Annotated in this window: 16 protein-coding genes and 1 pseudogene; 9 read left to right on the top strand and 8 right to left on the bottom strand. The window is 60.3% G+C overall.

Annotated features, from left to right (window positions below; translation table 11 throughout):
- Window positions 1-68: 68 nt before the first annotated feature.
- Window positions 69-533, bottom strand: a complete 465-nt coding sequence (locus I41_RS12475) for a hypothetical protein (protein WP_145433005.1) — start codon at window positions 531-533, stop codon at window positions 69-71.
- A 70-nt stretch (window positions 534-603) separates the two neighbouring features.
- Window positions 604-753, bottom strand: coding sequence for a hypothetical protein (locus I41_RS27240; RefSeq protein WP_168206862.1), 150 nt, complete (start codon window positions 751-753; stop codon window positions 604-606).
- Between the two features lie 1,501 nt (window positions 754-2,254).
- On the opposite strand from I41_RS27240, the gene I41_RS12470 reads away from it, so the two are divergent.
- A complete protein-coding gene (locus I41_RS12470) occupies window positions 2,255-2,893 on the top strand; it encodes a hypothetical protein (RefSeq protein ID WP_145433004.1) in 639 nt (212 codons plus the stop codon).
- Between the two features lie 833 nt (window positions 2,894-3,726).
- Here I41_RS12470 and I41_RS12465 read toward each other — a convergent pair.
- Window positions 3,727-4,920 carry a hypothetical protein gene (locus I41_RS12465; RefSeq protein WP_145433003.1) on the bottom strand — a complete coding sequence of 398 codons (1,194 nt, stop codon included), beginning with the start codon at window positions 4,918-4,920 and terminating at the stop codon, window positions 3,727-3,729.
- A gap of 1,239 nt (window positions 4,921-6,159) precedes the next feature.
- Between I41_RS12465 and I41_RS12460 the strand changes: the two genes are divergently transcribed.
- Together I41_RS12460 and I41_RS12455 are read left to right on the top strand one after the other, a co-directional pair.
- Window positions 6,160-7,965, top strand: coding sequence for a DsbA family protein (locus I41_RS12460; protein WP_145433002.1), 1,806 nt, complete (start codon window positions 6,160-6,162; stop codon window positions 7,963-7,965).
- Between the two features lie 67 nt (window positions 7,966-8,032).
- On the top strand, window positions 8,033-8,989 hold the full coding sequence (locus tag I41_RS12455; protein ID WP_145433001.1) for a tetratricopeptide repeat protein: 957 nt from the start codon (window positions 8,033-8,035) through the stop codon (window positions 8,987-8,989).
- 107 nt (window positions 8,990-9,096) lie between these two features.
- Here the strand turns inward: I41_RS12455 and I41_RS28770 are convergent.
- From I41_RS28770 to I41_RS12435, 4 genes and pseudogenes are all read right to left on the bottom strand, one after another.
- Window positions 9,097-9,435: pseudogene (locus tag I41_RS28770) on the bottom strand (transposase); the annotation flags it as partial.
- 197 nt (window positions 9,436-9,632) lie between these two features.
- Window positions 9,633-13,058, bottom strand: a complete 3,426-nt coding sequence (locus I41_RS12445) for a serine/threonine-protein kinase (RefSeq protein WP_145433000.1) — start codon at window positions 13,056-13,058, stop codon at window positions 9,633-9,635.
- 14 nt (window positions 13,059-13,072) lie between these two features.
- The gene (locus I41_RS12440; RefSeq protein ID WP_145432999.1) at window positions 13,073-13,714 is read right to left on the bottom strand and encodes an ECF-type sigma factor; all 642 of its coding nucleotides are present in this window, start codon (window positions 13,712-13,714) and stop codon (window positions 13,073-13,075) included.
- Between the two features lie 1,058 nt (window positions 13,715-14,772).
- Window positions 14,773-15,192 (bottom strand): RrF2 family transcriptional regulator, encoded by a 420-nt coding sequence (locus I41_RS12435; RefSeq protein ID WP_145432998.1) that lies wholly within the window; start codon window positions 15,190-15,192, stop codon window positions 14,773-14,775.
- Between the two features lie 404 nt (window positions 15,193-15,596).
- Between I41_RS12435 and I41_RS12430 the strand changes: the two genes are divergently transcribed.
- The 6 genes from I41_RS12430 (at window position 15,597) to I41_RS28585 (ending at window position 22,687) form a co-directional block, all read left to right on the top strand.
- On the top strand, window positions 15,597-16,196 hold the full coding sequence (locus I41_RS12430) for a hypothetical protein (protein ID WP_145432997.1): 600 nt from the start codon (window positions 15,597-15,599) through the stop codon (window positions 16,194-16,196).
- A gap of 599 nt (window positions 16,197-16,795) precedes the next feature.
- Entirely contained in the window at window positions 16,796-17,464 is a 669-nt protein-coding gene (locus I41_RS12425; RefSeq protein ID WP_145432996.1) for a hypothetical protein, read from the top strand.
- Window positions 17,465-17,555: 91 nt separating this feature from the next.
- Window positions 17,556-20,015 (top strand): GxGYxYP domain-containing protein, encoded by a 2,460-nt coding sequence (locus tag I41_RS12420; protein WP_145432995.1) that lies wholly within the window; start codon window positions 17,556-17,558, stop codon window positions 20,013-20,015.
- A 114-nt stretch (window positions 20,016-20,129) separates the two neighbouring features.
- A complete protein-coding gene (locus tag I41_RS12415; RefSeq protein ID WP_145432994.1) occupies window positions 20,130-21,131 on the top strand; it encodes a hypothetical protein in 1,002 nt (333 codons plus the stop codon).
- A gap of 14 nt (window positions 21,132-21,145) precedes the next feature.
- Complete coding sequence (locus tag I41_RS12410; RefSeq protein WP_168206861.1) at window positions 21,146-22,138, top strand: formylglycine-generating enzyme family protein; 993 nt, start codon at window positions 21,146-21,148, stop codon at window positions 22,136-22,138.
- Between the two features lie 321 nt (window positions 22,139-22,459).
- Window positions 22,460-22,687 carry a transposase gene (locus I41_RS28585; RefSeq protein WP_145432992.1) on the top strand — a complete coding sequence of 76 codons (228 nt, stop codon included), beginning with the start codon at window positions 22,460-22,462 and terminating at the stop codon, window positions 22,685-22,687.
- Between the two features lie 303 nt (window positions 22,688-22,990).
- On the opposite strand, the gene I41_RS12395 is transcribed toward I41_RS28585, so the two are convergent.
- On the bottom strand, window positions 22,991-23,149 hold the full coding sequence (locus tag I41_RS12395; protein WP_168206860.1) for a transposase: 159 nt from the start codon (window positions 23,147-23,149) through the stop codon (window positions 22,991-22,993).
- Window positions 23,150-23,413: the final 264 nt, after the last annotated feature.

Below are 23,413 nucleotides of genomic sequence, written 5' to 3'. Positions count from 1 at the left end.
AGCCCGCCGGTGCGCCCATCGCCGCAACCGGGCTCAGAGCGTTGCCTGAAGGTACTCTCGGCGACGCTTTAGGGGCGGGGAGGTTCGACCTCGATCAATCCATTGGGCAATAGTGCGTCCCAACCGCGGCGGGGGCGCGACGCCCCAGGTTGTTCGCTGCCGACGAGAAACGCCCGAATGACGGCGCCTTCGCGCGGAATGACGTGCCCGTTCGTCCCCGGCTGCGGGTGGGGATCGGGCTCGGTGACATGCCAGCAGCGGACGTACGCCAGCTCTCCAGGCCGCACGTCGCCCCCCTTCTCGCAGGACGTTACATCGATTTCCAGGAGATAATGCGTCTGCGCGCCTCCAGCGGGTCGGGACACGCGGCGGCTATAGATGGCTAGAACCCGACCGGTGATGGCGAGCGTCGCCTGGCTTTCCAGTTCCGACGCGGTGAGGAGCGGCGCCTCGGCCGCCGCAGGCCGGACCAGACTGACGACCACAGCGAAGGCCGTCAGCGACCATGTCATCGATAATTTGGATCTGTTCATGCGTCATCTCCAGGGAGGGAATTGCGGCAGACCAGCCGCCGCCGTAAACGGACAGCGTTTTGCCTAAATTTTACTGGCAGCCCGGCTCATCGCAGAACGAGACGTCTGCGGTCGCGTTGATGCAGCCCGGGTTGTCGCAGGCCGTTACTTTTCGGGCGGTCGGCCCGGCGATCAGAGCGCCGCCGCACGCCAGGGTCACGATCATCAAGAAGGTTTTCATGGCAGGGGCTCCTCAAATCGAAAGGATCAAGGCGGTCACTCTGCGCCTCTATTTTCCCAAGCGAGAGCCGCGACGCGCCGAGGACAAGATCCGCAGAAATCTTGGCGCGTCGTTTTGCGGCGCTCGGAGTCGGTGATTTTTGCTCGATCTGGACGTCGGAAAAAGAACCCCGAAGGGGGGCAACTTCTCCGTTTGGCTCGTTCTGGTGCTCCCGGAGCAGGCAGACTTGCTGGACTGCGTCATCTAGCCGGCGGGGCCTTGGTCGAGATTGAAGCAAACACTATCGGTAACTCCGGAATCGAACCATCCGATGGCGGCAAATGGCGATTCGATGAATTCTATCAACTGCTGTGCGACGACGCAGGACGGCGTAAACGACTGTTGGAACCCATCCTGCAATGCTTCGAAAGCTCGCCCAAGGATGGTCAAGAAGCGCGGGCTCGCCTTTCCTGTCCTACCTGCAGCTTGGCATTCGCATGGGAAGGTAGGCGGACGGCAATCAAGCCCGCCGAGCTTCCTGAAAGGACCTGACCATGTTCCGTAAACTCGCCCTCATCCTGATCGTTTTCGCCGTCCTCGGCGCCGTCGGAGCGGTCGTTCCCGGCCTCACGGCCGGCACTGCCGTGGCATGCGACGATCCGAGCTGCGGCTGAGTTTTTTTAAATTGCCTGTCCTACCTGACGTCTGGCACTCGCATGGGAAGGTAGGCGGACGGCAATCAAGCCCGCCGAGCTTCCTGAAAGGACCTGAGCACGTTTCGTAATCTCGCCCGCATCCTGATCGTTTTCACCGACCTCGGCGCCGTCGGAGCGGTCGTTCCCGGCCTCACGGCCGGCACTGCCATGGCATGCGACGATCCGGGCTGCGAATGAGGCTTTTACGATAGGCCCAGTACTTTCGGACATCGGTGGGGGAAGGATAATGGTCCCCGAAGGAGGTCCGAATGATGGAAGTTAACGAGCAGGGGAATCATTGCGAGGGGCGACTGTCCACAAACTTGCCCCTGGTACGTGGACCGGCTTTGACTCCAGCCGTTTTTTTCCATAAGCGTGATCCTTTTAACAAGCGGACGACGCATTGGTTAGTGGATGGGCAGTTTTGCCGAAAGTGCACTGCTAAAAGCTTCGCATCGGTCGCTTAATGTAAGTCGGTGCGTGCTTGGACGCCGGGCAGCGGCATTAGCTCGACGAGTCCTTGCGTTTTCCGGTCCTGGCGGCGTTTATTTTCTGCCAGACGGTCTAATCGTTGAGACCGTGGCATTGATACCACGGAAGTGCGCAAATCCTCATGCATGACGTGCATGTCCGGCGAAGCTGAAAATCACAAAACTACACATTGGATTCACCACCGACCACGTTGTCCTTGCAAGGAATATCGTTCGGTACTGGATACTTAAGGGGAACGGATCATGCGCAGTATTCTTTTGGCTGTAACCGCAATCGTCTGCTGGGGGATCTCTGGGCGAATTCAAGCGAATGGCGATTTCCCTACGGAAGAATCATTGAGCCGTAGTTCATGGAACTCCGTTTACGAGACGGCGCAAGGGCGCGAAGTCCATGCTCTGGTCAAGTTTCGCGGACGGAACGGCACTTACGATACGTCGTTCGGCCGAGGTCGCCTGACGAATGTTAAATACGCCGTCGATACGCAATCGCAACCGGGAAAACCGTTCTTTCAGATTACAGGCGACTGGTCGTTTCAAGGGAAGTCCGGCCAATTCTTGTTTGCCAGCCGAGGAGCAGAAAAGTTCTCCGGCAATTGGCAAGGGCCGAGCGGCGGCGGCAAGTGGAACGGAACGTCGATGTACAGCCAATGGGAGAAAGACCCAAACCGTGATCGTTGGTTCTGCGAGTATCGTTACCCAGATCGAAGCGACCCGACGGTCATCAACGTGCAAACGATGCTTTGGTATCCAAATGACGTCAAGCGGAGCGGTTACTACTACTTCGCAAATAAAAAGAACGAGATTTGGGGGCGTTGCGTATGTCAGAGCAACCCTGATTATGACGCGGAAGTAATGCAGTGGTCGACGCTATCTGGAGATGACTGGACCGAGTTATCCGCAGGCGATTGCCCCGCGCCGAAGGACGGAAACCCGAAGCTGGCGGCGATCGACGCCATTCCCGATCCACCGGCCTAACGTCGGGCGTCCGCACGTGCGTGACTAAAGCGACATTTTGCATCACTCCTTGATCCGCGCCGGATATCGTAGGCCCAATTCCATCCGCAAGGCGAGAGCTTGATTAGGAGTCTGGAACCAATCATCTGGAAGCGACTTGACCTGCGATTAAACACCTGCTCCCACAGTTGTGAAGAAGATCACGTCAGCCGGAAGCGGCTCAGCGATATCGTTTGCGGCGCCCAGCATTCATGGGCCGCTGAGCTACTCGCAGACGACGACGATACTCTTGGACTTGAAGCACGCTAGGATTTCATCGATATCGTTGAGCAATTGGCGTGCGACTAAGTCTCATTGGGATCGCAGCGAAGTTATCTCCAGTCTTTATCGGAGAGCGGCGACATCGTAAATGCCTTGCGAGGAGTGGACGCGAAGGATCGAGTGCGGATTTCCACGATTGATCCTCTCCTTCGACAGAGTGCTCGCTACCGATCCTCGAACGAATTTCAAAGCATAGCTGATTTCATGGGGCGGTTCCGCGATTACGCTCCGTTCAACAAAATACTCGTTCGCATTCAGAATCCAAGTTGTGGTTTCTATGCTACGGCAAATGATTGGTGGGGTCGCTTCGAACGGACTCCAAAGGAAGATGCTCGGCCGCTCATACTTCTTGGCGCCCATGCATCCGATCATGCTGGGTGATGAACTCGACCAGACGAAAGGAAAGGATCCGCCCCAGGAGCTGCTGGAGTTCGCAGCTGCTTCAAATTCACTGGCTTCCATTCGCCGAGGAGCACGAGCGAACCAAGATGAGGATTGCTAGGATCATTGGGCAGCAGCACGGGCCGATCGGCTCAAGGATTCTCGCTGCTTCCAGCCTGTGTGAGCGAAGCCGGCTGCATGTGATTTGCCGGCTCGGTAAGCTTGCAGAAAGCTGCCCGCTCTTCGATTGCCGTATGAAGCAGAACTTGATAGCTGTGCGGCCGGACTAAACGGCCCGGCCGATAGAGGGTCAGCTTTCCGCAGTGAGATCTTGCCGCGAAAAGCTCGTGGCCGCGTAGGGCGTCACGAACTTCAGGCGGGACCTTTGCGTGCCACCCCTGAGTAGAGAAGTCAGGCAACGAGGCGAATCGTTCAGGAAAACAGATTACGGTTTGGACGCACGAATAAACAATCCGAATTCCCAATCGCACGTCGAAAATCGCAATATCGACGCCCCCATATACGCCTCGCACGACATTCCGCAACTTGCCAATTCGGCCGCGCACGTTCGGCAGCCCTTTCGATGGCTCGCAACCACCCTCGGCCGCGAGTTGAAAGGTCAGACCAAGGGACTCAGCCACGCGGCGTACTTCGTTGGACCGTCGACGCCCCAGCACATACCAAACTAGGTAGCATCCGGCGCCAGACGCCAGTGGCCCGCCGAATAGCAAGATTACCGCCAGCCCTATCGGCCCCGCTTCAAGGAAGTGAAACGCGGCGCGGAGTCCGAGACCGACGCCCAGGAGGAATAGACATCCCATTACAAGCACATCGTAGCCATATTGAAACTTAATACGTGACGTCGGATTGCTGATCGGCTTAACTACCGCCCGAATTCCATAGTAAGCCCCCCTACTCGCGTAGCCAAACGCCGCCAACGCCAGAACGGCAGCGAGGGCGTTCGCACGCGTAAGCATTAGGTCGGCGAACACCTGCTCTTGAGTTGTTCCGGGACTTAGCTCCCGGATCAGGTGGTCGGTGCGTGATCTAACGTAGTGGACTTTTTCACCGACCTTGCGCTGAATTCCGGTGTCGAAGCGGTCCCGGCCAGTAGGCCCGTCGACATGCAAGTCGTATCGGGCGGACTGCTTGAAGGCGGCTTTCACCTTGACGTCACAAGACGTTACGGTGCCGTCGACGACGGTCCCGCATTCTGCAAGATGCTTTACTTGGTTGAATTCGGGCACGTACAGCCAAGCGAGGACACTCAATACGCCTATGCCGGCTGCCGCGCTAACGAACGCTCCGATCGCATCCCCGCCATCGGAAGTATAACGTTGCATCATTCGAAACACATTCTCGAGAGCCATAGGGCACCTAAACTGCCGGCAAGTGGCCGACTGTCACTGAGTGTATGCGGACCGATGCAGCCATCGTACGGTTGCCAGTGTAACGAACTGTTTAGGAGTAAGGTCACTGGGTGATCGAAAATTTGGCGGAACGGACGCAGACTCCTCTGGTGCAAATCGCTGTCTTGTCCGTCATCTCGGAAAACATCCGGTATTCCGCTCCACATGTGAGCCGAACCGCACGCGATTTACGCATTATTATTTGGACGACGCTCCGGTCCCTGAATCATTCCACCTCCTCACACAGTGGTAAGCGATCAATGAAACTGCTCTTCCGCCTTTCTGCGTCCGTGCACGTTTCACGTCTCGGGCCTGCGCCTGCCAGCGCAATTCATTTTGGAGGCAGCGTCCGCTTAGGTCGCTAGAGAGAGCCCATCACGAACTTAAAGCGCTAATGTGACAGGCATCGACCCATGTTCCGTTACCTCGCTCTGGCCCTGGCACGCTTCGATCTCCTCGGCGCCGCCGGCCCCGCAGTTCCTGGCCTGACCGCCGAGGCAGCTTCGGCTTGCAGTGATCCGAGCTGCCAAAAAGCCTTGGTGAAAACGCCTGTCCGGACTTCTCGGTAACGTCCGCTTAGGTAAACAGAAAGCCCATCACGAACTTTAAACCCTTACTGTGACAGGATCGACCCATGTTCCGTTACCTAGCTCTGGCCCTGGCGCTCTTCGCTCTCCTCGGCGCCGCCGGCCCGTCGGTTCCTGGCCTGACCGCCGGGGCAGCGTCGGCTTGCAGTGATCCGAGCTGCCAATAAGCCCTGGTGAAAATGGCTGTCCGGACTTCCCGGTAGCGTCCGCTTAGGTAAACAGAGAGCCCATCACGAACTTTAAACCCTTACTGTGACAGGATCGACCCATGTTCCGTTACCTCGCTCTGGCCCTGGCGCTCTTCGCTCTCCTCAGCGCTGCCGGCCCGTCGGTTCCTGGCCTGACCGCCGGGGCAGCGTCGGCTTGCAATGATCCGAGCTGCATGTGACCGGGCGGAGGCCAGCCAAAAACTTGCGATGATCGCATGGAATACCTTGCGATACGTTCAACTCAAAGCGATCCTCGCTATTTTCAATCCGAATCTAACCGCTTGTCGTGGTCATTCCTTAGTACGGTTCGGCAGGCAACAACGACTACTTTGTCCTAGCCGTCGGAGCAGGCGTGGGCGAACGGCACGGATCAGTGTGCCATGACTGTGATCTCCACATCTCCTCAGGCCTATCGCCTCGGAAGCGTTTGCCTAGCACTATTGGCCACGCTGGCCACGTCGTTGCTTGTTATCCAAAACATTGTTGGGATGACGCTGCCAGGGTGCGGCATTACCTCAGCGTGCGCACAGTTGTCGGCTGGCCGGTGGGGATCGCTATTTGGATGGCCAATATCTTATGTTGGTTTGGCATATTTCGCCGCCGTCGTTGCGGCGTTATTGTCGTCGCCTGCTGGGCAATTGCCTAAGGCCGTCAAGTTCACGCTCAGTCTAGGCGCGGCAGCTTCGATCGGCTTCATAGTGATCATGTTCTCGGGAGGGGCTTGGTGCCCATACTGCGTTGTCGTTCATCTCAGTAATCTCGGTCTTTGCACATTGGTCTGGAAGGAGCCAGCCGGTGATCCGACGGCGAAACTCCGCTGGCAAGGACCGTTGGCGACGGCGATTAGCGTCTCCATCGCATTGGCGATCGCACAGCTTGTGGTTTCGAATTTAGTGCGGGAGAGGCAGCTTGCTCAAACTCACGATTCGATTGACCAAATCCTCAAGAACGAACAGCGGGCTTCAACAACGAATGAAGCAGCTGCAGCTGAGGAAAACCAGGACTTTACAGGCCGATGGCACCGCGGGGCGAACCCAGCGAAGGCTCGTCTGGTTATTTTTCATGATTACCAGTGCAAAGATTGCGCGAAGCTCGACGCGGAAGTCGAGCAGATGCTGGTGGATTTTCCGGAGCTGTCGGTGTCGATTCGCCACTATCCAATGTGTTCGACGTGCAATGATCGCGTCAGTTGGGATTTCTTTCATAAGCAAGCCTGCCGCGCTGCATATATAGCTGAGGCAGCAGAGCCTCAAGGCGGCGCGGAAGGGTTCTGGAAGATGCATAAGCGCTTATTCTCAACGCTAGGTATCCTTGAAGGCGAAGACTTGCGTTCGTTTTGCGGAGCCAATGGTTGGGACTATGCGGCTCTGGAAGCTGCCTCGCAAAGCGATGCAGTCAAGCAGACAGTAGCAGACGATATCACGGAAGCACATTCGCTAGGCGCAACCGGCACTCCGTTTGTGTTCCTCAACGGCGTCGAGATTAGGGGGGCTTCTAGCGACCCAGACAATGTTCGCCTCGCAGTTGAGCGGCTTCTGAGTGAAGATCCGACGCCGCGACCTATCGGCTGGGATCGTCGTCCGCCTGCGGCCAACGATCGCCTCGTTGCCGAGTGGCAATCCGCCAAACTGGAGATCGTGCCGCCTCGCGGAACAGCGAGGTTCATTTTCGGTAGAACGAATAGCGAGCATCGTGCGTTGCTTTTCCTAGAGCCGACTGATCGCGACGCGCTTCCGCTATGGCACAGCTTGCTCCGTTTAATGTCTGAGGAAGCGGATCTTCAGCTTGAGGTTTACCTGTTTCCCATTAGTCGCGAGCTGAATCCCAAATTCGCAGCCTCGGCGACCGACATGTACCCACGATCAACCGAAGTAACTCGGTTGATCGAAGGAATCCATACTTTGATGAGTACCGACTCGCAGCCGGAAGTGATCACTTGGTGTTTAGGGATTTCCCCTTCGTTGAGCAGCGGAGAATTGATCGACCAGGCAGCATCACAATTCCACTTAAATAGACAGGCGCTAGCTTTAGCTGTCTCAGGAGATCGAGTCGACGCCGCGATTGCGGCAGACATTCAGCAGGCCCAGATTGCGAATGTGACCTGGGCGCCCACGCTCATTCTCGGAAATCGGCGGGCTCCCTCCGCGACTATCAGCTTTGACGTCATCAAAAGGTATCTTCACTAAGAACGCTCGATCCTTGTACTTACTAAACCTGGGTTAGTAGTTTCGATCCGAACAAGGGCATATAACCGTGAATGTCACTGCAAAGGCATTAATATACTCGCATTTCATTCGAACAACTGCCGCAGTTGCAACCCTCGCTTTGGCAGGCTGCGGAGATGCACGAGCAAAAACAGAGTCGCCTACCGCTGCCGAAGTTGCGGCAGAAGAGTCGCGAGCTGACAAGCAGGGACTTGAAAGCCTTGCTAAGCTCCAATGGTCGAGCCTAAGTGCAGCGGCGACTAGCGATGATCCGAGCAGTTTTAACGGGGAGCGACTCCGTTACCTTAGCACTGGCCCAGAGGGGTTCGAATATCTTTTGAAGCTGCTAAAGGACCCTGAATTGCCTTCTAATGAAGCGGTGCTGGCGTTACTCGTCGTCGAGCAGATGGGGCCATCAATAAAAAGTCCTGAGTTGAGAATCGAGGCCGTTTCCCAGATCCTCAGCATGCGGGACACCGGATCCACTGATGAGCTGCGTGACGCATGCAGCACGTCATTGATGACAATGCTGAACTTGGCCATCGAAGCATCGCCAGAAGATTCGAATTTGTATTTCTTCCGTGGCGATGAGCAGTTGAGCCGCAAAGAATATGGGAAGGCCATCAGTGACCTAACACGGGCTCTCGAAATCAGACCGCAGTTTTCAAATGCAAATAATCTTCGCGGGATCGCATATCGAGGCATCGGGGACAATGAGCGGGCTATCGAGGAATACTCAGCAGCACTCACTATTGAACCCGATTATCCGGATGTGCTGATCATGCGAGCAGATGCCTACCTTGAGGCGTCACAGCCCGAAAAAGCGGTCAGCGACATCACTGCTGCCATTCAACTAGATGGCAAAATGCCTCATGCATATGAGGTGCGTGCTCGTGCATATCATGCACTAGGTCGAGAGGAGGAGTCGAAGTCTGACTTGGAACGGGCGAAAGGGATGCGCGCGTCGTCAACAAGCAGTGCTACTCATCCTGCAACGACTCCGTAATCATGGGTGGGGAAAGCACGCGAAGCCGTCGCAATTCGACGGATACATTGAAAAGCTGGACCCGATTAAAGAGGTGCTCTCCCTGACGTGCTCCCTTCACAAGAGCCCACTCCGGCGAGGTATAACTCCATCAGCGCTCCTCCACCGACGACTCTCGCCGTCGGTAACGCTCGACGATCTGCGTCTCGAACGGCAAGCTCCGCAGCCGCGGGACCTTGAGCGTCACCTCGGTGCGCCTTCGTCTGCAGCTTCCGCTCGTATGAGCCGGCGCGCGTGTCGACGCGATCAGGCGTACGTTCGTAGCGCTCGGCGCGGCAGAGCTGGTCCGCCTCCGCGTCCAGCAGCCCGTTCAGCGTCGCTTCCACGCTGCTCCGAACCACCTCGTCCACGTGACCGCGAATTCTCGACTCGTCGACCTGAATCACGCTTCCTGATACATTCCCCATCGTGGCAGTCTCCCAAGCTTGGTAGGGGTTGGAATTTAGCAATCAAATTCCTTCCACGCGGGGGCTGCCCGTCGCAATCTGCGCAACTCTTAAGACTTTGTCATGAAAGAATTCAGCCGCTGGTCCGGTTGCGAATTGCAAGAACGTGGTGGAGGTAGACCACGCGCGAGGCATCGCCAGGTCAACGCGAGCGCACATCACTTACGGCCACGGCGGGCGGCGCCAGGCGCGGACCAAATGTAGTGGCCCGATTCGCCGGACGTGAGCAGGTGCTCGCCGTCGGGACTCCATGCCGCGTCTCGGACCGAGACGCCATTGCCGCCGAGCGTCAGCAAATGGGCTCCTGTGGCCGCATTCCAAATCTTCGCCAGCTTGTCGGAGCCGACGGTGGCGAGGCGGCTGTTATCGGGACTCCATGCAACTGTTGCAATTTTTCCGGCGTGGGCCGAAAAACTCAGCACATCTCGCCCCGTAGCGGCATCCCAAATCACGACCCTGCCGGCAACCGTTCCGGCAGCCAGTGCAGAGCCGTTGGAATTCCAACACACCAGATGCGGACCGCCGGTCCCGACTCTGCGATCTTGAGGTTGCCGGTCCAACTGCATCGCTTCCTGCCACGTGGCCGTGTTCCAGATCTTCACAAAGCCGTCGAAAGTCGTCGTGGCGAGCCGTGTGCCGTCGGGACTCCAGGCTAAAGAATCGGGGACGTTCTCTGGCGTCGGCAATTTCGCGAGCTGCTGGCCGCTCGCCACGTCCCAAATGGCGACGACTCGCGACTGACCTCCGAGGATGGCCGCTGCAATCATGCTCGCGTCCGGACTGAATGCAACGGAACGAACCTCCGGCTGCCGAGCGGACGTCGCTAGAGTGAACGTCGTCAACTCGGCCCGCGTTGCGATGTCGACGATATTGACGCCAACTTGGTGTTGCGTCGAAAAAGCAACCGCAATCATCCCGCCGTTCGGGCTCCACGCCACTTCAGGAAACCAATCGACAAACGGGCCGTCCGCGCTGAGCAATTTGATGGGTTCACCAACCGGATTGGAAGTTGCGGCATCAAACATTTGCAGCGTTCGCTCGACAACGCCGCGGGCAGGCGAGGCCAGCGCGGCAAATTGTCGTCCGTCCGGACTCCACGCAGCATAGGATTCGGCGTTGAAGCGAGAATACTCCTGCTGTCCCGCGGCATCCCAGATCCTCACGGCGCCGTCCCACGAAGCCGACGCAAGGCGACGACCGTCGGGACTCCAGCGGACTTCACGAACGGCGTCGGCGTGCCCCCGGAGCGTGTGCAGCGGAGCCCCAGTCTTATCATCCCAGAGGACAATCGAGCCATCGGCGCTGGACGAGGCGAGCATGGAGCCGTCGGGACTCCAGCGCACCGACGTCACCTCATCGCGGTGTCCCGCCAAGTTGCGGCTTTCCCAGCTGTCCACGTCCCAAATCCTGACGAGGCTATCCCCTGCACCGGTCGCCAAGTTTTTCCCATCGGGACTCCAGGCAATCGTTAACACGGGCCAGGTATGGGCTTCGGGCCGCGATGAGAGGAGGTTCCCCGATTCGACTTCACAAACGCGGATTGTGCCCGCATTGTCGATCGAGGCCAGCCGCCGCCCGTCGGGACTCCAAGCGACGCGCCAAGCGATTTCCGTGTGGCCGGGAACTTGCCGCAGTTCCTTATGAGAATCGGCATCCCAGACCTTCACCACTTCGCCATTGCCGCACGATGCGAGCTGTTTTCCGTCCGGACTCCACGCGACGCATCTGATGGGCTCTTTTGAGGCCTCGATGGTTGAGGATGTTCCGGTTTCGACATCCCAAATTCGAACGATGCCTAGATTATCCGCCGACGCAATGTGGCGCCCTTCGGGGCTCCACTCAACCCAAGAAATGAAGTCGGCATGGCCCCGGAACGTGCGCAGTTCGCGCAGAGTGACGGCGTCCCAGGTTTTGATCTGATGATTCTCGTCACTTGTCGCAAGGCGTCTGCCGTCGGGACTCCAGGCGGCAGCGCGGAATTGACCAGTCGTATCACCGAGCACGACGGAGCCTCGCTGAGACAGCCCGGCCAAGTAGTGCCATTCCCACCCGCGTAGGTCTCGCTCGCCGGGTTGGGGCAGATGCGCGTTCAGTAGGCGGGTCGTCGCAGCCACGTGCGCCTGCTTCCACTCCTCATGGGCGAGACGCACGTCGGCGACGTACAAGTTGGCCTCGGCGCGATCGCGTTCGCTGCGGAACTGGTCGCGATCTTGAGCGGCCTGGCGCTCAGCGGCTTTTGTCTGATCCAGGGAGTCGGCGATCGCGATCGTGCTGATGCCCAGGCCAACAATGCCCATCGCGCATACGGCAAGCAATAGTGCGCCCAGGGCGACTCGCCCGCGGTGCCGGCGCACGAATTTTCGCGCAAGGTAGATCAACGAAGGCGCCGCCGCTTCGACGGGCTCGTGGTCCAGGTATCGCCGCACGTCGGCCGCCAATCCACTGGCCGAATCGTAGCGCCGTCGCCGGTCCTTTTCGAGCGCCTTCATCACGATCCAGTCGAGCTCGCCCCGGAGTGCCGATGGGGCCGATGTTGGCCGGCTGCCGGACTGGGGTGCGGCGGCGGTTGTTGCCACCGCGACGGTTGTCGCTCGCGTGCTTGGCCGCGGCGGCTCCTCCTCGCGGATAATCCGCCGCATTTCGTCTTGGCCTACGCTCCGAAGCCTTTCGCCGTCGAACGGAGTGACGCCTGTCAGCAGCTCGTACAGCACCACGCCCAGCGAATACACGTCGCTGCGCGTGTCGACGTCCTGGTTGTCCAGATCCGCCTGCTCCGGGCTCATGTAAAGCGGCGTACCGACGATCTGGGCAAAATTCGTGAACAGCGTCCGCTCGGTCAGCTGCTGGCTCGTCGCCTTCGCCACGCCGAAGTCAATCACCTTCGGCAAAGGCGCCGTATCCGTCTGACTCACCAAAATATTCGTCGGTTTGAGGTCACGATGAATCACGCCCTTCTGATGGGCGTGCTGCACGGCCTCGCACACCTTGATGAACAACTCCAAGCGATCGCGGAGGCCCACGCCCCGCTCGTTGCAGTAGTCCGTGATCGGCGCCCCGCGGACCAACTCCATCACGAAGTACGGACGGCGCCCCTCGGTGGCCCCCGCGTCGTACACCCGCGCGATATTGGGGTGGTCCATCAGCGCCAGCGCTTGCCGCTCGGCTTCGAACCGCGCGATGACCGACCGCGTATCCAGCCCCGGCTTGATGACCTTCAGCGCCACCCGACGCCGCAGCGGCCGCGTCTGCTCGGCCATAAAGACCAGGCCCATGCCCCCTTCGCCGATTTGCTCCAGCAGTTTGTAGGGCCCGATGGTCGAGCCGGGTTTTTCGCTAACTGGCGCCGGCGCGCGCGCGACGGCGACGCCAGCCGCCGGCGATTCCAAAAACTGCCCCTCGCCAAAGGCCGAGAGCAACAGCTCAATTTGCCGCCGCAGGGCGGGATTTTCGCGGCAAGATTGGTCGAGATACGCCGACCGCTCGCGCTCGTCTGGGAGATCGAGCGCAGCGATAAAGATCGATTCCTCATCAGCAGGAATCGGCGTCACGGGCGGAAGTGGATTGGGCGGGATGGTGGCACGCATGTGAGTCACTCCGATCATGATTCAATGCGCAGTTGACGTCCCAAAGGCATCAAATGACCCGCCAAATGGCGATTCATTGCGAAATCCCCCCACTGCGACCCTTCTGCTCGGAGCCGTTGGGCGAGCCAGGCCCGTGCATATCGCCAGTACCGATCGGCCGTGGCGTTTGAAATGCCGAGCGCGGACGCCGATTCATCGAGCGTGAGGCCCGCAAAATAGCGCAACTTGACCAACTCGGCCTTCACGGCATGCTCGCGGGCCAGTTCGTCGAGCGCCTCATTCACGGCAAGGATGTCGACGTCGTCGCCCGCCGCTTCGGGAGCCGCGATCTCCAAATCGCACCGCTCGAACTGTCCCCCTCGCTTGAGGGTCTTCTTACGCCGCGCCGTTTCGATCAGGATCCGCCGCATAGCCTCAGCGGCGGCGGCAAAGAAATGGCCCCGATTTTGCCAATTTTTCCCGCTCTCACCGCCCACCAGGCGCAGATACGCCTCATGCACCAGCGCGGTCGCCTGCAACGTTTGCCCGGGCTGTTCATGAGCAATGCGGGCCGCGGCGAGGCGGCGGAGCTCGTCGTAGACGAGCGCCAGGAGCTTTTCAGCCGCCTGATCGCGCTTTTGGCCGATCGCGTCGATGAGTTGCGTGACCTCTGCCATGGGGCGCATTATAGCAGAGTCCGGGACCTGCCTGTACGGTGCGATGGTCGTGTTTTGGCGTGCAGCGGCGTCAGCCGCCCTGCACGGGCGGAAAGTCTACTGGAACTTACTCATCCGTCACGGCGAAGCGGGGAGCGTGGTGTGATCACGGTTGTCCCCTATCACGTCCTCGAGTGCGGCGATCCTCGCGTCGCAACATTTCCAGCACTGGCCCTGCTTCAGCCTTTGAAACCACAGAGCGCAGACCGGGCATTGTGACTTCCACGATCGCAGAAGTCGCAGGCGACCGTCGGGGCGCAATCGGTAGCCTATCGCGTTAAGTTCTTCTGACGTTAGACCATCATCGTCAATCATATTTTTGGTCTTTGATCCGCGACGGCAAGTTGAGTTACGGCGCTGGTGGCGTCCACCTTCGATGGGTAGCACACCAGTCCTGAATCTTGCGAGCGTATGTAAGAATAGCCCCTTCAGCGTTACCTTGGGTTTCCCGAACTGACTCTACCCAGAACTCATCTGCGATGGCGTGGGCTTCCTTTATTGAGATGACGATCCACGATTTATCTCGACTTCCATGACCGGTGTCGATAGACCGTAGATTGATCGCCCAGACAATCGACTGGCGACCCCAGAATTGTTGCTCACTCTCGATCTGCTCTCGCGATGATCCCGACATGGATACCTCTAACAAAGACCCGGAAGCTGCCCAATTCTATCGCGTCCGAATGACCGCACAGATTCGCTCGTGACGCCCTGGGATCGGCCAGTACGTCCGCGGAGCCGCCTTTCGCTGCAACGCGTCAGCGAGCCCCCGAGACATTCAGTCGGTCGATCGCCATTTTGACCAGCCGCTGATGCTTTCCAAGCGAGAACCGGCGCCGGGCTTCTAAGCGAGTTAAGCGTGATCTACCTGGACAAACCATTGGTGACGCCAGTCCCCGAATCGGGAAGCGGCATGTCCGCCATGGCTGACTGGAGACTGACGGATCGTCGCGTCCTGTCAGGCGGAATCAATGGGCGTTGTCCAGACGGCGCTGGGAAAAGGTCGAGAGGCCGCGTCGCTAGCCGGCGCTGCGTCGCCTGGGCCCCTTGCGCAACTGCGCCAGCGTGATCCCCCCGAGCTGCTGTTTTGTTTCGGCCTCGATCGCTGCGAACGCCGCGGCAATGGCGCGGCGGGACGCGGGAGCCATCATCGACAGGTCGCCTACGTCGCGGATCCATAGTGGCCCGTCGAGCGCCGTCATGATGTCCAGCAGCGTGATCTGCGCAGCGGGCTTGGCGAGGGCGAAACCGCCGTGGCGACCTTTCACGCTGCGGACGGCTCCGGCCACCGTTAGCTGCTGCAACAACCGCACAACGTATCGTTCGGGCATGTCCCCCGCTTCGCATAGCGCCCCGCAACTGATGAGCTCGCCTGGCGGGACGTCCGCCAAGTGCAAACAGGCGGTAACGGCGTAGCGATGAGTGGTGGTCAACTTCATGCGGATGCTCGCGGGTGGGTCTGTCCAGGATAAGCAGACGACCAAGGGCAGTTCAACGTCCGCTCGGGCGCCTGCTGGCTCCCCGTCGCCCCTGCTCTTCCCCTGCCACTGCCCCGGAGCGGCTCGTCCCCCCAACGGCCGGAGCCCCCTGCCCCGCAGCGGATCTTCGCTGGCTCGCAGACGGCCCGGATTGCGCCGCCGCGGCGCGCACTAAATCGATCGCCGTTTCGCGCCAAAAATCACTGGGCCTGCTAGCTCGCGCCGAGCAAGCCAAAGCGGCCTCGCGGGCGAGCCGGCCGACCGGCGGCGCCTCGCGATGCTTCGGCCGCGCGGCGCGCGCGGTTCACGTTTATTCACCCGACCGCCGCGCCTCCCGCGCCGGTCCCAGCAGAGAGGAAGCTGCCATGACTCTTGCGGCAGAAACAACGGAGAGCCTCCACGCCACGCGGGCGTGGCAAGCCGCGTTCATCGAGATGGCGCCGACGATCGAGCGGTACGCCCGAGTCGCCTTTCGGAAGCTTGCGCCCGAAGAACGAGACGAAGCCGTGCAGACGACCTTGGCCGCCGCGGCCGTCGACTACGCGCGGCTGGCGGCGTCGGGACGCGGCGGTCGCGCTTACCCCACGACGCTGGCCCGGTTCGCCGTGCGTCGCTATCGAGCGGGGCGGCTCTTGGGGAGCCGCGACAATGCGGCCGACGTCGGCTCCCGCAAGTGGTGCTTGCGCGGCCGGCGCACCGAATCGATCGACGTGGCCGCCGAGCTGTGCGACTCTCGCCGCGCCACGCCCGCCGAGCTGGCGGCGCTACGGATCGACTTCGGCCAGTGGTTCGCCTCGCTGCCCGTGCGCGACCAGCGGGTCGTCCACGCCCTGGCCCAGGGGGAGCGCACCAGCGTCGTCGCGGCGCTCTGTCAGCTGACCGCCGGACGCGTCAGTCAGCTGCGCCGCGAGCTCTACGACAGCTGGACGACGTTCCTTGGCGAGGGTGCGCCTCGCGGCGCGTAAGGCCCGCGGCGGGCTGCCAGCGCCAGGCGCCACACGCCTGGCGCTGGCAGCTGCGGGGCGGAGCTCTTTTGGCGCAGGGTGACTTCGTTTAGCTATCAGCGATCCAAGCGGGAAGGCATGGCTTGCGAGTTGCAGCTAGGCAATCCGCTTACATTCGCCGGCCGCTCGTTGACTTTCGGGACCTGCAAACTTGAGTGGCATAATCACCGGCACGGCCGTTGCAGTAGCCTGCCGGCGTCTTTACCGCGCGCCGGGACTTCCTTGCGGCGTTTTATGAAATAACGGGGTTCGCCGCCGGATCTATTCGAGGGGGGGTTCACGCTCATTGTCTCTCGGGGTCGCGGCGAACTTGACGGCTCTCGGGCCAAGCTGATCTGTAATGGTCCATTCCGATGGCCATTCCAGCGGGAATGCTGGCAGAGTTCTAACGTGGGACCACTCGACGGAACTCCTGGTGATCATTCCGTACACTTATGAAGCCAATACGAACAAAGGTTGATCGCTGCCGTTGCCTCGTGATGGGAACCGGTATCGGTCCAATGAGGCGGCAGTAAAACTAACTTCCAACTTTCTTTTTCCTTCGCACTGGGAGGTGGCTCATGATGTTGAGAACTACGGGCGGCATGCTCGCGATATGGGCGATGTCACTGCTGTTTTTTGGGGCGGCGAACGTTGCTCAGGCAACTCTGGTCCCCAACGGCGACTTCGAAGTTGACGCCGAAGCCAACTCGGCTCCCGACGATTGGTTCAGCGGCGGCACGATCGGATACGTCACGAACGACGATTCGGACGGCGTCGGAACCAGCAGCGTCTCTGCGGGCAACGGCGGCGACTGGCGTTCGACGGCTTTTGCCGTCGCCGCGAACGAGCAACTCACTTGGTCGGTCGACTACAAGGTCGCACAAGGCTCGACCGGCACGTTCCGCGCTGACTTGCGATTCTTCACTGGCCAGGGGGGCGACGGCGGCACGGCCGGCAGCTTCCAAGGCGAAGACGTCCATCAGGTCGACGTTTCGGGCGTCACGCCCGGCGTGTGGCAAACGCTAGGGCCGTTCACCATTAACGTTCCCGCCGGGTCGCTCCCGCCGCTGCTCGTCCCGAACTTTGCCGACATCCGCATCAGTGCAGGGCTATTCGGAGACCCCCTCGTGGGGGAACTGCGGTTCGACAACATTTCGGTCACCCGCATCCCCGAACCGGCCACCATGTCGCTGCTCGCGATGGCCGGCGTGACGGGAGTCGCCGCGACGCGCAGCCGTCGCCGCTAGACCGGAGCTAGCTGACATCGAGGTCGCAACGCGCGGCGGCTGCGTTTGGAAACGAAGCCGCTGCGCTTGCGACTATCCAAAGGCGGCAATAATGTCGCACAATCGTCCTCAACGCCTTTATCCCCCCCTTCTCCTCCGCCCCAGGGAGCTTACCGCTCTCATCGCGGCGCGGATTGAACGCCTCGGCCATTTGCATCTCTGCATGATGATCGCGAAACGAAAGACGCTCAGGCAATTCCCAACCGCCGTCGCGGCCCTCCTCGGGCTCTGGACATGCCCTTCCCAGGCGCTGGCCGCGACCCCCGGCGTCATCTTCATGTACGACTTGAACCAGGGCTCGGCCGAGCGCAACGCCTTGATGGCGAGCCTCTCGGGCATCGTCGCCCGAACGACCGCCGACGTGGCCATGGGCTTTCAGTTCGGCAACTCAAACTCCGACCCCGAGTTTTGGGTCGACCGTTACCTCGACGATCACCCGGGCGTCGGCAAGGTGTGGCAAGGAAGCGTGCCGTGGTTCATCGATCGCTACAAATCACAGCTCAGCGGCTACGTCGTCTACGATGCCGCGACGATCAACGAAGCGACCAGCGTCGCCGGGGCCCTGGGCGCCGTGATGGTTGACTCTTCGCTGCTCGCGGGTGCGATCGGTTCCGCCCTGAATCAGGCTGGGCTGGCTCAGGTGGCGGACGTTCGGGGACGCGATAGCGCGTGGGTTTACAGCAACTACGGCGCGCAATTCAACAAAGATCTGATCTTCCGGCAGCAACCGCAGTTCACCTATCAACTGCGCAGCTACGCCGTGGCCAGCGCCGGCTTCGTCTTCAATGCCACGGGCGCCGAGCGCGACGGTTATCTTGCGGGGCAGAACGACCATTCGCTCGTTTACGGCTGGGGCTACGACAACGACGAAGGCGAGTTCTTCGGCTCCGCGTCGCAACATAACCTGATGGGCGTCCCGGCCGACCATTACCAGTCGTCGGCGGCGCTCTCGAAGTGGGAAGCGCCCATCCCGGCGCAGGCGTCGCACGTCGCACCCTCGACTCCGACGGAGGCGGGAACTCACTACGTCGCCTTCGTCATGAGCGACGGGGACAACGTCCAGTGGCTCACCAACGACTTCGCGCGCAGCAATCGTTGGTTTGGCTCGGAGCATCGCGGCGCCTTTGACATGACGTTTGATATGAGCCCTGCCCTGCGGGAGTCGAACCCGGTCGCGTTGAAGTACATTTACGACGAGGCGGCCGGCGACGAACACCGCACCTTCTTCGTCGCCGCCGGCGGCGAAGGATTGAACTACCCGAGCCAAACGCCCGACGTCGGCGGCTTCATGGATGCGTCCGTCCAAGCGATGGAGGAGGTCGACCAGAACATCATCTCCGTCCTCGACGATTCGCCAAATATGGCCAAGCTGCAGCAGATGGTCGAGCGACCAGAAATCCTCGGCCTCATGTTGAAAACAGGCAACGCCTACAAGGGCCGTAACGGGCAGATCACCTGGCACGAAGGAAAGCCGATCGTTTCGGTGAAGTACAGCCTCTGGGACGGGTTTGACACGCCGAACGAAATCGTCTCCGCCCTCAACAATGCGCCGACCGACCCGCTGAACAATCAAGCCTCGTATACCATCGTCAACGTTCATCCCTGGTCGACCAGCCTCTCAGACGGCGGCCAGGGCGACCCGATGAGCAACGTCAACTACATCGTCAACAATCTCAGTAATTCGGTAAACGTCGTCACGCTTGAAGAACTGATGATCCACCTGCGGAACAATTTCGGCGACTCGGTCGACCCGATGTTCGGCAAGAACCTGCTCAAGAACGGCGATTTCGAGACGCCGGCCGCGGCTAATGCCAATCGCCCCGCCGATTGGTATTACGCGCCAAACGGTACGCAACTCGTCACCGGCGAAGACTCCGACGGCGCGGGCCAGCGCGCCGCGGCGCTCAGTCAAGCCAACGTCGATTGGCGTTCAAGCGAAATCGACGTCGAGCCAAGCGAGCAGCTTGAGTTCAGCTTTGACTTCAAGTTCCTCAACGTTCCCGCTGGCAGCGGCTTTCGCGCGGACGCGCGCTTCTTCACCGGATCGCAAGGCTCAGGCGGCACGTTCGCCGGCGAGGCGGTAAAGTTTCTTGACGCCGCCGATTACGCTGCCGGCGAGTGGCATACCTACTCGACGACCGTCGTCGTCCCGGCCGGAGCGCCGATCGGCGACGTGCGGCTCAGCACTTACTTCGGCCAATTCGCCGGCGGGCAAGCGCTCATCGACAACGTCCAACTCCTGCGCGCAGCCATCCCTGGCGACTTCGACGCTGACGGCGAGGTCACCGGGGCCGATCTGCAGAAATGGAAACTCGATTTCGGCATGAGCGCCGGTTCCGACGCCGACGGCGACGGAGACAGCGACGGCGCGGACTATTTGGTATGGCAACGCAACCTGGGGCAGAGCGCCGCGGCCGTCGTCGCCGCGGCGCCGTTCGTTGCCGTGCCGGAACCTAGCGCCGCGGTGTGCGCACTCATCGGCGCCGCCTGTTTGGCGATGGCTCAACGTTGAACTGTTTGACGGCAGGTCGGTATGTGGGCCGGCATGCTTCGCACGACTGATCTGGCTGCCTTCTCGCCGTTCTCCGATCGCACGCGAGAGGCCCTTCACCAAGGAGGAATCGCAATGAATCGCTTCACCTGGACCATCGCTGTGGCGGCAGCACTCGGAATGGCGCCGACGCTCTTCGCTCAAAACCTCGTCCCCAACGGCGATTTTGAGGAGATCCAGCGCGACGAAACCGAGGCTCCCGTCCTCGACGCCTACGGCTACGAAGCGCCGTCGGGCTGGTTTCGCTCGATTACCGATCCCGGCGCCCACCCCACGCCGCTGACCGAACTGATCAACCCGACCAACATGAACAACGTCGCGGGCGACAATGCTGGCGACGATTCTGACGGCGCGGGCGTGAGCTCGCTGGCGCTAAATTTTGTGGAAGATGCGTCCAATCCGCCGTTCGGCGTCGGGGCTGACTGGCGCTCCGAGGCGTTCGAGACCGTACCGGGCGAAACGCTCTTCTTCTCGATCGATGTGAAGTTCCTCGGCGTCAGTCAGGAGCCGTACATTCCGGACAGCGATATCTATGAAGGGATCCTCGCTCAAGTTCGTTCTTTTGATCAACTTGCTCCCGACGGCGGCACGGCTGGCTCATTCAAGGGCGAACACAACGTCACGCTCCAGTCACGCAACTTCACGCCCGGCCAGTGGACGACGGTAACCTCCTCCTTCGTCGTCCCGGCGGATGGCTTCTTCACCGACGTCCGCGTCAGCACAAATCTGTTCATCCCGCCGTCGCCCTTGTTTGCGGGGCAAGTGTTATTCGACAAACTGACGATCAACCGGCTCACCGCCGACTTCGACAATGACGACGACGTCGATGGAGACGACCTGACCATTTGGACCGGGAACGTCGGCCCGACGGCGGCCGCTGATGCGAACGCCGACGGCCTCACCGACGGAGCCGATTTCCTGGCCTGGCAGCGCGAGTTCGGGTTGGGCGTGGTCCCTTCTGCATTCACCGTCGCCGTCAGCGCCGTGCCCGAACCGGGGTCCATCGCACTGGCGACGATCGGCGGTGCGATGCTGTGGATGTCGCGAGCACTCCGCCGCTTCGCTCGGCAACAATGAGAAAGGAGAGACTGATGAAATCCTCAGTACCATTCATTCTCTTGACGCTGACGCTCTGTGCTTTCCTCATGGGGGCCCCCGCCGCGCAGGCCGACTCCTTCGGCATTGGCGTGAACGCTTTTAGCATTGAGTTCGTCCCGATCGGCAATCTCAACAACCCGGACGACGCTACGGGCAGCCCTAACCCGGTCGGCAAGGTCGAATACGCCTATCGCATGGGGAAGTACGAGATCAGCCGCGAGATGATCGCCAAGGCCAACGCTGAAGGGGGCCTGGGGATCACGATGGATTCGATAAGCTTCGTCAACGGGGGGCCGCGAGATGACATGCCGGCCAGCGGCGTCACCTGGTTCGAGGCGGCGATATTCGTCAACTGGCTCAATGACCAGAAAGGCGCTTCGCCGGCTTACAAGTTCAATGGCAGCACTTTTGAACTGTGGCAATCAGGCGACCCGGGTTACAACCCCAACAACCTGTTCCGCAACAGCCAGGCGCACTACTTTCTGCCCAGCGTCGACGAGTGGTACAAAGCGGCCTACTTCGATCCGAGCGGTGGCGTCTATTACGACTACCCAACAGGAAGCAACAGCGCCCCCGCGACAGTGGCCAACGGCACAGCTTCAGGCACAGCGGTGTACCGTCAGGATTTCGCCCAAGGCCCTGCGGACATCACGCTCGCTGGTGGCTTGAGCCCTTACGGCACGATGGGCCAGGGCGGCAATGTGGAGGAATGGGAGGAGACGGAGTTCGATCTAGTGAACAACACTAGTTCGTCTGGTCACGGCGTTCGCGGCGGCAACTGGGACGGAGTCTCCGACCTCTTGCTTTCGTTGCGCCGCGGCGGCAGTTCCGACCTGTCGAGCGAGTTCGTCTTCCTTGGGTTCCGCGTCGCCAGCATCCCTGAGCCAAGTGCGGGACTGTTACAGGTGTTCGGTATGGTAGGACTCATGCAGCGGAGACGAATGCGAACCCGTGATCCTCACTCCCTTTTGCCCTTTATAGTTTGAGACGGCCTGCCACGCGATTTCGAAACTGTAACTTGGCCTCAGGAACAAGGTGACGAGGGGCGCCGCCAACATGCAGGCAGTCGCCGTCGGTCTGTTGGGTCATAGACTGGTTTCAAGGATCGACTGACTCCAGCCATTCACTGATGATCGCCTCCATTTGCCCAGGTTGGTACTCGCCGTTCACGTTGATTTGCCGGACTACGCAGGACTCTTGCTCGTCTCCAGACTCCATTGTCTTAGAACGTGTTTTGAAATTGCGTGATTGACTGAAAACAGCTACGGCCCCCGCCTTTGGCGCCAGCCGAAGGCAGGAGCCGTCGCATGAAAACGGAGTTCGAGCATCCCAGCGACGTGACGAATCGCCAATGGCAGTTGATCCGGCAGTTGCTGCCTCCCCGCAAGCGTTTCGGGCGTCGGCCGATTCACAGGCGACTGATCGTCAACGGGATCTTGTACGTCGTGCGGACGGGTTGCCAATGGCGGATGTTGCCCAAGAAGTTTCCGAAATGCCAGTACGGTGTACGGCGTGTTTCGGCAGTGGCGGATTGACGGCACGTGGCAGCGCGTTCATGACGCTCTGCATTGTGGGCGACGAGCAGGTGGAGATCGATCCCCGGCAAGCCGTCGTCGTTCTTCATGACGATGCAGGCGTGCTTCGCCTCCCACACGAGCGCCCCCTTAACGCCGTCCTTCACGTAGTACCGGGTCCACGCTCGGTCGCGCAACTCGGACCAGTTCTAGGCGACGTGTTGCACGCACTGCGGAGCGCTCGCTGCGGCGACCAGCCGCGGAACCTTGCGGCGCCGGTCGCGACCGCCGCGGCGAAAGGGTCGCTCCGTCACGCGCGGCCGCTCATGTCCAAAACGAAAACGTCGTCGGGACCTCGGCGATGAAGCGTTGCTTTCGACCGTCCAAGCCCTGCAAACACAGCGGTTTTCCGCCATGGCCGTCGTCGAACGTCAGCCAGTCGGACGTCACGCCGCGGGCCGCGGCCCGATCGCAAAGTTCCAAAGCGATCTTCCACTTGAAGGGATGGCACAATTGATGCTGCCAATCCGGTACACCCTGGGGCCAGGAATTGGAATCTGCCACTTACGAACAAGACGGCATCGCCTACAGACTCTCTGTCACCGAATGCGACGGATGCTATCAAGTCCGCTGGGAATGCCCTATTTGTGGGGTGACGTCGGACGTGCAAGGCTGGTGCGATTCAGAATCCCATGCCTTCAATCGAGGCCGAGACAGGCTATTTGCCGACCATCACTTGCTAGCACA

It is taken from the genome of Lacipirellula limnantheis, from assembly GCF_007746075.1.
In the GTDB taxonomy this organism is placed as follows: Bacteria; Planctomycetota; Planctomycetia; order Pirellulales; family Lacipirellulaceae; genus Lacipirellula; species Lacipirellula limnantheis.
This window is presented reverse-complemented; position numbering and strand designations above follow the sequence as displayed.

Bases quoted from the DNA above. Each gene is read 5' to 3' on its own strand.
- I41_RS12425 (WP_145432996.1), top strand. From the start codon at position 16,796: ATGATGTTGAGAACTACGGGCGGCATGCTCGCGATATGGGCGATGTCA.
- I41_RS28585 (WP_145432992.1), top strand. From the start codon at position 22,460: ATGAAAACGGAGTTCGAGCATCCCAGCGACGTGACGAATCGCCAATGG.
- I41_RS12445 (WP_145433000.1), bottom strand. From the start codon at position 13,058: ATGCGTGCCACCATCCCGCCCAATCCACTTCCGCCCGTGACGCCGATT.
- I41_RS12410 (WP_168206861.1), top strand. From the start codon at position 21,146: ATGAAATCCTCAGTACCATTCATTCTCTTGACGCTGACGCTCTGTGCT.
- I41_RS12460 (WP_145433002.1), top strand. From the start codon at position 6,160: ATGACTGTGATCTCCACATCTCCTCAGGCCTATCGCCTCGGAAGCGTT.
- I41_RS12430 (WP_145432997.1), top strand. From the start codon at position 15,597: ATGACTCTTGCGGCAGAAACAACGGAGAGCCTCCACGCCACGCGGGCG.
- I41_RS12420 (WP_145432995.1), top strand. From the start codon at position 17,556: ATGTCGCACAATCGTCCTCAACGCCTTTATCCCCCCCTTCTCCTCCGC.
- I41_RS12465 (WP_145433003.1), bottom strand. From the start codon at position 4,920: ATGATGCAACGTTATACTTCCGATGGCGGGGATGCGATCGGAGCGTTC.
- I41_RS12475 (WP_145433005.1), bottom strand. From the start codon at position 533: ATGAACAGATCCAAATTATCGATGACATGGTCGCTGACGGCCTTCGCT.
- I41_RS27240 (WP_168206862.1), bottom strand. From the start codon at position 753: ATGAAAACCTTCTTGATGATCGTGACCCTGGCGTGCGGCGGCGCTCTG.
- I41_RS12440 (WP_145432999.1), bottom strand. From the start codon at position 13,714: ATGGCAGAGGTCACGCAACTCATCGACGCGATCGGCCAAAAGCGCGAT.
- I41_RS12415 (WP_145432994.1), top strand. From the start codon at position 20,130: ATGAATCGCTTCACCTGGACCATCGCTGTGGCGGCAGCACTCGGAATG.
- I41_RS12435 (WP_145432998.1), bottom strand. From the start codon at position 15,192: ATGAAGTTGACCACCACTCATCGCTACGCCGTTACCGCCTGTTTGCAC.